This window comes from Paracoccus sp. NIOT.M2S5SZ12, from assembly GCF_057748165.1.
Map to the genome: position 1 here is coordinate 62412 of NZ_JBYLFR010000017.1, position 8470 is coordinate 70881.

10 protein-coding genes are annotated in these 8470 nt (G+C 68.1%); 8 read left to right on the top strand and 2 right to left on the bottom strand.

Annotated elements, in window-relative coordinates:
- Nucleotides 1-81: 81 nt before the first annotated feature.
- From AC2SGK_RS14665 to AC2SGK_RS14675, 3 genes are read left to right on the top strand one after another with little or no spacing between them, the layout of a single operon-like run.
- Nucleotides 82-1188, top strand: coding sequence for a PhoH family protein (locus AC2SGK_RS14665; protein WP_488324248.1), 1107 nt, complete (start codon nt 82-84; stop codon nt 1186-1188).
- Entirely contained in the window at nt 1181-1678 is a 498-nt protein-coding gene (ybeY, locus tag AC2SGK_RS14670; RefSeq protein ID WP_488324249.1) for an rRNA maturation RNase YbeY, read from the top strand. Before AC2SGK_RS14665 ends, ybeY begins: the two co-directional genes overlap by 8 nt.
- Nucleotides 1675-2592 (top strand): transporter associated domain-containing protein, encoded by a 918-nt coding sequence (locus AC2SGK_RS14675; protein WP_488324250.1) that lies wholly within the window; start codon nt 1675-1677, stop codon nt 2590-2592. The genes ybeY and AC2SGK_RS14675 overlap by 4 nt, the downstream gene beginning before the upstream one ends.
- A gap of 36 nt (nt 2593-2628) precedes the next feature.
- On the opposite strand, the gene AC2SGK_RS14680 is transcribed toward AC2SGK_RS14675, so the two are convergent.
- Together AC2SGK_RS14680 and AC2SGK_RS14685 are read right to left on the bottom strand one after the other, a co-directional pair.
- Nucleotides 2629-3567: an alpha/beta fold hydrolase gene (locus AC2SGK_RS14680; RefSeq protein WP_488324251.1), complete on the bottom strand. Its 939-nt coding sequence runs from the start codon at nt 3565-3567 to the stop codon at nt 2629-2631.
- A gap of 5 nt (nt 3568-3572) precedes the next feature.
- Nucleotides 3573-3857, bottom strand: a complete 285-nt coding sequence (locus tag AC2SGK_RS14685; protein ID WP_488324252.1) for an SCP2 sterol-binding domain-containing protein — start codon at nt 3855-3857, stop codon at nt 3573-3575.
- Nucleotides 3858-3961: 104 nt separating this feature from the next.
- Here AC2SGK_RS14685 and AC2SGK_RS14690 point away from each other — a divergent pair, with 104 nt between their 5' ends.
- The 5 genes from AC2SGK_RS14690 to AC2SGK_RS14710 all read left to right on the top strand — a co-directional run.
- On the top strand, nt 3962-4510 hold the full coding sequence (locus AC2SGK_RS14690) for a tetratricopeptide repeat protein (RefSeq protein ID WP_488324253.1): 549 nt from the start codon (nt 3962-3964) through the stop codon (nt 4508-4510).
- Between the two features lie 10 nt (nt 4511-4520).
- On the top strand, nt 4521-7436 hold the full coding sequence (locus AC2SGK_RS14695; protein ID WP_488324254.1) for a helicase-related protein: 2916 nt from the start codon (nt 4521-4523) through the stop codon (nt 7434-7436).
- 1 nt (nt 7437) lies between these two features.
- On the top strand, nt 7438-7740 hold the full coding sequence (locus tag AC2SGK_RS14700) for an RNA-binding S4 domain-containing protein (RefSeq protein ID WP_488324255.1): 303 nt from the start codon (nt 7438-7440) through the stop codon (nt 7738-7740).
- 31 nt (nt 7741-7771) lie between these two features.
- On the top strand, nt 7772-8110 hold the full coding sequence (gene fdxA / locus AC2SGK_RS14705) for a ferredoxin FdxA (RefSeq protein WP_488324256.1): 339 nt from the start codon (nt 7772-7774) through the stop codon (nt 8108-8110).
- Nucleotides 8111-8282: 172 nt separating this feature from the next.
- The coding region (locus AC2SGK_RS14710) for a transposase (RefSeq protein WP_488324257.1) at nt 8283-8470 on the top strand (188 nt) is incomplete at its 3' end.

Genomic DNA, 8470 nt, shown 5'->3' on the forward strand with positions numbered 1-8470 from the left:
CGTCGTTCTGCCACAAACTTGCGCAAAATCAGTCATGCGGCCCGGATGATGACCTTGTGCGAATCCGCTTCGCTTGCGACCATGAAACGACCCTCTGACCAGGAGAACGATTTGGGCCTCACCCCGACGCCACCCGTCACCGCACCCACGGCCGAAACCCTGCTGGAATTTCCCGACAACCGGTTGCTGATCGACCTTTGCGGTCCCAACGACCGCCACCTGGCCCGGATCGAGGAGGCGTTGGGCGTCCATATCCTGCGGCGCGGCAACCAGATCGCCGTCGTCGGCGGCCCCGAGGCCCAGTCCGAGGCCGCGACCCTGATGCAGGGGCTTTACGCCCGGCTGGAACAGCACCGCCCCGTCGGCCCCGCCGAGATCGAGGCCGCGCTGCGCATGGGGGTCGAGCCCGCGGCCGACGTCACCCCGGCCGAACAGCTGGAGATGTTCGCGCAGGGCATTTACGAGCTGCGCACCCGCAAGAAGTCGGTCGAGCCGCGCACCGATGCGCAGAAGGCCTATGTCCGGTCGCTGTTCCAGAACGAGCTGGCCTTCGGCATCGGGCCTGCGGGCACGGGCAAGACCTATCTGGCGGTGGCCGTGGGCGTGACCATGCTGATCGGCGGCCATGTCGACAAGATCATCCTGTCGCGCCCCGCCGTCGAGGCCGGCGAGCGGTTGGGCTTTCTGCCCGGCGACATGAAGGAGAAGGTCGATCCCTACATGCAGCCGCTCTATGATGCGCTGAACGACTTTCTCCCCGCCAAGCAGCTGCAGAAGCTGATGGAGGAGAAGCGCATCGAGATCGCGCCTTTGGCCTTCATGCGCGGCCGCACGCTGAGCCGCGCCTTCGTGGTGCTGGACGAGGCGCAGAACGCCACCTCCATGCAGATGAAGATGTTCCTGACCCGCTTGGGCGAGGGGTCGCGCATGGTCATCACGGGCGACCGCACCCAGATCGACCTGCCGCGCGGCATGATGTCCGGCCTCATGGATGCCGAGCGCATCCTGAAGGACGTGAAGGGCATCAGCTTCAGCTATTTCACCGCCGACGACGTCGTGCGCCACCCGCTTGTCGCGCGCATTATCAAGGCGTATGAGGTCGAGGACAATGCCGCCCTGACCCGCGGCGAGACAGAGGAGGCGCGCGGCCAGTACGTGCCGCGCCGTGCGTTCAGAAACGATGCCTGACGAGATATCCGTCGATTGCGTCATCGAGGATGACCGATGGGAGGCCGCCGGTCTTGAGGACCTGGCGGCCGAGGCGGTCGCCGCCGCCCTGCGCCATCACGACATTGTCGGAGAGGTCGTGGTCATGGGCTGCGACGACGCCCGCATCGCAGCGCTGAACGCCGATTTCCGCGGCAAGCCGCGTGCGACGAACGTGCTGTCCTGGCCCTCGGTCGAGCATCTGCCGCATGCGCCGGGCGCCATGCCCGAGCTGCCCGACGAGGACGAGTTGGGCGACATCGCCATCGCCTTCGAGACCTGCCTGGCCGAGGCCGAGGCCCAAGGCAAGCCCGTCGATGACCACGTCCGCCATCTTCTGGTCCACGCGACCCTGCATCTGCTGGGTTACGACCACGAGAACGACCCCGATGCCGAGCGCATGGAGGCGACCGAGCGCGCCATCCTGGCCGGCCTGAACATCCCCGATCCCTATCAGGAGAAAGACCGATGAATTCCGAAAGCCGATTATCCGAACCCTCGCCCGACGTGTCCGACAGTCCGACGATCGATGTCGATGACGCCGACGGGCGGGAGACCGGTAACGGCAAGGGCTTCTTCGGCCGCGTGCTGTCCGCCCTGACCGGCAGCGAGGCCGGGACCGAGACGGACGGGCAGACGCCCCATGTCCTGGGCACGCCCGGTCTGGTCAACCTGCGTCGGATGCGCGTCGACGACGTCGCCATCCCCAAGGTCGAGATCGTGGCCGCCCCCGCCAACATCGCGCTGGAGGATCTGGTCGCGATGTTCCAGGAGCACGGATTTTCACGCATGCCGGTGTTTCGCGGCACGCTGGACAGCCCGCTCGGGCTGATCCACCTGAAGGATCTGGCGCTGAAGCACGGCTTCGGGGCGGGGGGCAAGTTCACCTTGCGCCCGATGCTGCGGCCGCTGCTCTATGTGCCGCCCTCCATGCCCATCGGCGTGCTGCTGCAGCAGATGCAGCAGAAGCGCATCCACATGGCGCTGGTCATCGACGAATATGGCGGCGTGGACGGGCTGGTCACGATCGAGGACCTGATCGAGCAGGTCATCGGCGAGATCGAGGACGAGCATGACGAGGACGAAGGCGGCCTGTGGGTCCAGGAGAAGCCCGGCCAGTGGCTGATCCAGGCCCGCGCGCCCCTGGACGACGTCGAGGCCGCGACCGGCCTGACGTTGGCCGGTGCGGAGGACGAGGATGTCGATACGCTCGGCGGGCTGATCTTCATGCTGGCGGGGCGCGTGCCGTTGCGCGGCGAGGTGATCGCCCACGATTCGGGCGTGGAGTTCGAAGTCGTCGATGCCGATCCGCGCCGGTTGAAACGCATCAGGCTGCGCCTGTCGGGCGCCAAGCCCGTGACCGAGGACGCCGCTCCGGCGGCGTGACGCCGCGATCGCGGGCGGGCCGTCAGGCCCGTCCGTTCAGCTGGCCTCGAACCTGGCCAGCATCGCCTCAAGGAATCGGTCGCGCAGCTCCGGCACCTCCATCATCACCTCGTGCATCGCGCCCTGGATCAGCAGCAGCTCGGCCCCCGGCCAGCGCGCGGCGCGGTCGCGGATGGCCTGCGGCGAGACGATGCGTTCGTCCGAACCCAGAGAGACCAGCATCGGCACCTGCGGCGAGGCGATGCGGCACAGCCGACTGCATTCGTTCAGCGCCTTGCTGACCCAATCGAAGGTCGCGCCGCCAATGGTCAGGTCGGGCCAGGCCGCAGCCTCGCGCACCAGCCGCGCCCATTCATCGCCGTTGCGCGTCAGCAGGTTGGCGTTGAAGCTCTCGTCCAGGGGATAGGTCGTCTGCGCCCCGCCGCTGCCGGGGGCGGCGATGCCGCCGCGTCCGACGCGCCCCGCCAGATAGGCGACCCCAAGGGCGATTCCCTGCTGGACCGGGCGCAGGTTGATCCCCCACATCGGGGCCGAGAACACCGCGCTCCGGACCGGCAGGCCGCCGTCCAGCGCCGCAAGCCCGATGCAGCCGCCCATGGAATGGGCCAGCAGGTGCCAGGGCCGGGGCAGGCCGCATTCCTCGGCGGCGACCATCATTTCGACCACGTCGCGTTGATAGTCGGCGAACTGGCCGATATGGCCCACCCGGCGGTTGGGCAGCAGCCGGTCTGACATGCCCTGACCGCGCCAGTCGATCGCCAGCACGTCATAGCCCTGGGCAGTCAGCAGCTGCGCGATGGGGGCGTATTTCTCGATGTATTCGGTGCGGCCGGGGAACAGCAGAACGCTGCCCCGGGCACCTTCGGCCCGCCAGTGGGCCAGGCGCAGGCGCACCCCGTCATCGGCCTGCGCCCAGAAGGCGTGAGCCGGCCGCGACCGGTCGTCGGGCAGCTGATGGAAGGGAGCGTCCTGCATCAGGCTCAGGACAGCTTCTGCCCCAGCTGCATCGCGACGCCCATCGAGCCGTCGATCTTCAGCTTGCCGGTCATGAATGCTGTGGCGGGGTTCACGTCGCCATTCATGATGCCCTCGAACACGTCACGGGTGGCGGTCAGGGTGACTTCGGCCTCCTCGTCGCCGGCGCGCACGCCGTCCTCGTCGATCATGATGGCGCCCTCGTCCTTGATGACGAACTTTGCCGTCGAATCGAAGCTGTCGATCTTCTCGCTCAGCTTGGCGACGGCCTTGGTCACGACTTCGCTCATTTGGTCTCTCCTGATGCGCTTTGGCTGGCGCCCGGCATGCGGGCTGGGTTACACCTTCAGTTATGAACCCGGTCCGCCCGTTTATCCACCTTGCCGTCACGGCATTGCGTCACAAGGTTCTGACGATTTTCCTGATTATTGCAAGCGCGCTGCCGATCGCCGCCGCGGCGCAGCAGGCCGATCCGCTGGCCGATGCCTTCGCCCGGCTGGCCCATCCCGAGGGCGAGGGCTGGCGCATTGCGGAAAGCGACATCCTGCGCGCCTGGTCGCGGTCGGGCTCGTCCGCGATGGACCTGCTGCTGCAGCGCGGAGAGGCGGCACTGGACATGGGCGACATCTCCTCGGCCATCGGCCACCTGACGGCGCTGACCGATCATGCGCCGGATTTCGCCGCCGGATTCCAGGCCCGCGCCGCGGCCTATGCGGCGGCCGGGCAGTTCGGCCCGGCGCTCGCCGACCTGCGGCAGGCGCTGATCCTGGAGCCGCGCCACTTCGCCGCGCTGACGCAACTGGGCCTCATGCTGGAGGAGATGGGCGATGACGGCCGCGCTTTGGCCGCCTATCGCGCCAGCCTGGCCATCCACCCGCACCAGCCCGAGGCGATCGACGGGGCCGCCCGTCTGGAACGCAGGCGCATCGGCACCGATATCTGAGGTCATGAGCATGACGACGCGCGGGCGGATCACCGCCATCCTTGGGCCTACCAACACGGGCAAGACGCATCACGCCATCACGCGGATGCTGGGCCATCGGACGGGGGTCATCGGCCTGCCGCTGCGCCTGCTGGCGCGCGAGGTCTATGACCGCATCGTCGCCGCGCGCGGCCCCTCGGTCGTGGCGCTGGTCACCGGAGAGGAGCGCATCGTTCCCGACCGGGTGCAGTACTGGGTCGCCACGACCGAGGCCATGCCCGACATCGCCGCCGATTTCGTGGCCATCGACGAGATCCAGCTCTGCGCCGATCCGCAGCGCGGCCATGTCTTCACCGACCGCCTGCTGCACATGCGCGGCACGCTGGAGACGCTGTTTCTGGGCAGCGACACGATGCGTCCGGCCATCGCGGCGCTGGTCCCCGACGCGCGCTTCGAACGGCGCGAGCGGTTCTCGGAGCTGTCCTGGGCGGGGTCCAAGAAGCTGTCTCGCATGCCCACGCGCAGCGCCATCGTAGGCTTCAGCGTCGATGACGTCTATGCCATGGCCGAGCTGATCCGCCGCCAGAAGGGGGGCTGCGCGGTCGTCATGGGCGCGCTGTCGCCCCGCACCCGCAACGCCCAGGTCGAGATGTACCAGAACGGCGAGGTCGATTACCTGGTCGCCACGGACGCCATCGGCATGGGGCTGAACCTCGACATCCGCCATGTCGCCTTCAGCGCCACGCACAAGTTCGACGGCAAGCGCGTCCGCCCGCTGTTCCCCCATGAGATGGGCCAGATCGCGGGCCGGGCGGGGCGGCACACCGAATCCGGCACCTTCGGCGTGACCGGAGAGGCCGAGCCGCTGGACGAGGGCCTGATCGACGCGCTGGAGAACCACCGCTTCGCGCCGATCAGCCGGCTGATGTGGCGCAACGCGGCGCTGGAGTTCGGGACCATGGACCGGCTGGTCGAAAGCCTGGAGACCGCCCCCGCCCATGACATCCTGGTCCGGGGCCGCGAGGCGGATGACGTCTCGGCCCTGAAGATCCTGCGCGAGATGCCCGAGATCCGCGACCGCGTGCGCGGCGGCAAGGACGTGCGCCTGCTGTGGGACGTCTGCCGCGTGCCCGATTTCCGCGGGATCTCGGCGATGGAGCATGCGACGCTGCTGGCGCGGATCTTCGGCTTTCTGCAGGAGGGGCACATCCCCGCCGACTGGCTGGCGCGTGCCATCGAACGCATCGACCGCACCGGCGGCGACATCGACGCGATCTCGAAGCGGCTCGCCTATATCCGCACCTGGACCTATGTCGCGCAAAGAACGGGCTGGGTGGCGGATGAAAAGCATTGGCGCGGCGAGACGCGCGCTGTAGAAGACCGCCTGTCGGACGCGTTGCACGCGGCCCTGACCCAACGATTTGTGGACCGGCGCACCTCCGTGCTGCTGCGCCGGCTCAAGCAGAAGGAGAGCCTCGTGGCCGAAGTGAATGACAAGGGCGAAGTGACGGTCGAGGGCGAATTCGCCGGCCGTCTGGAGGGCTTCCGCTTTCGCCCCGACCAGACCGGATCGGCCGACGAGGCGCGGATGCTGTCGCGCGCGAGCTATGATGCGCTGAAGCCCGAGTTCCATCTGCGCGCCGACCGCTTCTACAACGCGCCCGACACCGAGATGGACTATACCGAGCAGGGTGGCCTGATGTGGGGCAACCAGGCGGTCGGCAAGCTGGTCAAGGGCTCCGACCCGCTGCATCCCGGCGTCGAGGTCTTCGTCGACGAGGAGGCCGGCTCCGAGATCGCGGACAAGGTCCGCCGCCGCGCCCAGCATTTCATCGACCGCAAGATCGCGGCGCTGTTCGAGCCGCTGCTGGCGTTGCAGCGCGACGAGGCCCTGACGGGCCTTGCGCGCGGCTTTGCCTTCCGGCTGGTCGAGGCCCTGGGCATCCTGCCGCGCGACGGCATCGCGAACGAGGTCAAGGAGCTGGATCAGGAGAGCCGCGGCGCGCTGCGCAAGCATGGCGTCCGCTTCGGCCAGTTCACCATCTTCCTGCCCGCGCTGCTCAAGCCCGCGCCGACGCGCCTGCGCTTGGTGCTGTGGTCGCTGCACGAGGGTCTGTCGGAATTTCCCGAAAGCCCGCCGCCGGGTCTGGTCACCATCCCGCATCTGCCGGTCGTGCCCGATCAGGTCTATGCGCTGTCGGGCTATCGTCCTGCGGGCGACCGCGCGATCCGCATCGACATGCTGGAGCGCCTGGCCGACCTGCTGCGCGCGCAGGACACGCGTGGCGGCTTCGAGGCCAATCCCGACATGCTGTCGATCACCGGCATGACGCTGGAGCAGTTCGCGGCGCTGATGCAGGGCTTGGGCTATGCCGCCGAGCGGGGCGAGCGGGCCAAGGTCAAGACCTCCGAGCCGGTGGCGGTCATCCCCGCCGCCGAGGGCGAGGCGTCGGACGCGCCGCTGACCGAGGAGGAATCGGTGCTGGCCGCCGAGACCCGCGCCCGTTGGGAGGCCGAGCAGGCCGAGAAGCGTGAGCCGCAGCCCGAGGATGCCGCGCCCGAAACCCCCGCGGCCGCACCCGAGATGGAGGTGTTCTACAGCTTCAGATGGGCGCCGAAGCCGCGCGGCAACCGCCGTCCGCAGGGCGAGCGGCCCCAGGGTGAGCGTCCGCAGGACGAACGCCGCGGCCCGCGTCGCGACGGCGCGGCGCGCGAGGGCCAGCCCCGTGACGGCGCGGGGCAGGGCGAGCGTCCCCGCGGCGACGGCCCCCAGGGCGAGCGTCGCGACCGTCAGGGCAAGCCCGGCGGCAAGTTCCAGGGCGGCAAGAAGCCCGGCGGCAAGCCCGCCCCGTCGCATGGCCCCAAGACCTTCTCCTCGCGCCCCGAGAAGAAGGCCGATCCCGACAGCCCCTTCGCCATCCTGGCGCAGCTGAAGGACAAGAGCTGAGTTGAGCGAGACCACCCCCGGCCTGCGGCTGGACAAGTGGCTCTGGCATGCGCGGGTCTTCAAGACCCGCGGCCTTGCCGCCGCCCGCATCGAGGGCGGCGGCGTCCGCGTCAACGGGCAGCCCTGCCGCAAGCCGGGTCGCGCGGTCCGGCCGGGCGATGTGCTGACCGTGTCGGCCTATCAGCAGGTGCGGGTTCTGACGGTCCTGGCCTTGGGCGAACGGCGCGGTCCGGCCTCGGAGGCGCAGTTGCTGTTCTCGGAAGAGCGCGACGGGTTGATTGATCCGACGGGAATGTCTAGGTGACAGACCAAAGTTCCAGGACAAGAGCGCCAAGATGACCTATGTCGTGACTGACAACTGCATCATGTGCAAGTACACCGATTGCGTCGAGGTGTGCCCCGTCGACTGCTTCTACGAGGGCGAGAACACGCTGGTCATCCATCCCGACGAGTGCATCGACTGCGGCGTCTGCGAGCCGGAATGCCCCGCCGACGCGATCCGCCCGGACACCGAGCCCGCGATGGAGAGCTGGGTCGAGTTCAACCGCAAGTATTCCGAGCTGTGGCCCGTGATCACGCGCAAGAAGGACCCGCTGCCGACCGCCACCGAGATGGACGGGCAGGAAGGCAAGCTGGAGAAGTACTTCTCGGAGACCCCCGGCGCGGGGGATTGATACTTAGGTCGTTTGGGGGCGGGATCGGTCGGGTTTTGACCTGACGTTTCGATGGCTGGAACGCGTCCGGAAGTTACAGAACGCCCTGTCAAGGCGTACGAATGCGCTAGACTCCAGACCCATTGATGTCAGGCCCTTGGCATGATTGAGGCTCCGCGAGGAGACTTGGTTGATGAGCAACCTCCATTGGCTGACCGACGGCCGGATGGAGCTCCTGAAACCGTTCTTTCCGCAGAGTTACGGCAAACCCCGCGTCGGTGATCGGCGCGATCTCAGCGGCATAATCTTCATCAATCGCAATGGCTTGCGGTGGTGCGATGCGCCGAAGGAATACGGCCCGGCCAAGACCCTCCACAACCG